The sequence below is a fragment of the Vibrio sp. 704 genome (assembly GCF_033339295.1).
The window spans coordinates 1-821 of record NZ_JAWOUH010000276.1 but is presented as its reverse complement, the minus strand read 5'-3'; the positions used below and the strand labels follow the sequence as shown (position 1 = coordinate 821).

At 43.7% G+C, this 821-nt stretch carries 1 protein-coding gene; it reads right to left on the bottom strand.

The features are described 5' to 3' along the window. A partial coding sequence (locus R7R24_RS25905; RefSeq protein WP_318119991.1) for a mechanosensitive ion channel family protein occupies positions 1-737 on the bottom strand: 737 nt, incomplete at its 3' end. Between the last annotated feature and the right edge of the window lie 84 nt (positions 738-821).

Sequence of the window (821 nt, the reverse complement as noted above, 5' to 3'; positions counted from 1 at the left end):
ACAATCTGCTCACCATTAATATGACTTGAAATGTGGATGTGCGGCTCTGCGCCCGGCAGATCAACGCCGGCATGCTTCTCGATCATGGCATTGTAACGATGTGCCACATCACTAAAGTAACTGCAATGCTCATCAATTTTGTCCGTTAACGGTGTCAGTAGCGGATACAGGTTGACGAAGTCTTTCACCACAATCGTGAAATTATGGTAAACATAACGCTTCATGAAGTTGAGGTTTTTAACCGGATAGGTGAAAAACATACTATTAGGCAACGTCGCAGTTTTACCCGTGTAATGGTATTGCCCGTGATGCAAATCGATCTCTTGAATCACTGTCGCCATCATGTTGTGTTCGATCACCTCGCCACACAACTTACCCACTTCAATCCAATCACCCACTCGAAACGAGCGCGAACTCGCACGTTGAATCGAGCCTGTAAAACACAAAATGATCTCTTTCGATGCCACCACAATAGCGACCGCAATCGCTGTAACACTGAGCGCAAACTCACTGATTTCTGATTGCCAGAGGATAAACAGGATCAGCAATGTGAACGCAAACGTACCGTTTTTGGTTCTCGACATCCAACTGCGTTGATCTTCGGTTAAAAAGGCATGATCACCGCGAATCATCGACAAAATTGAACGACGTACCAACCACATAAAAAACAAAATTAATGTGGTAAACAGCATTTTGTGCGTGAGAAGAAAATCGACGACCAACTGCACTTTCTCCATTACCCAGCTCCCTTGTTACAGACTTATTATCTTTCGAATAGTAATGGGTAACCATAACAAATTATTCTGTCAGTTGTCCGTGTT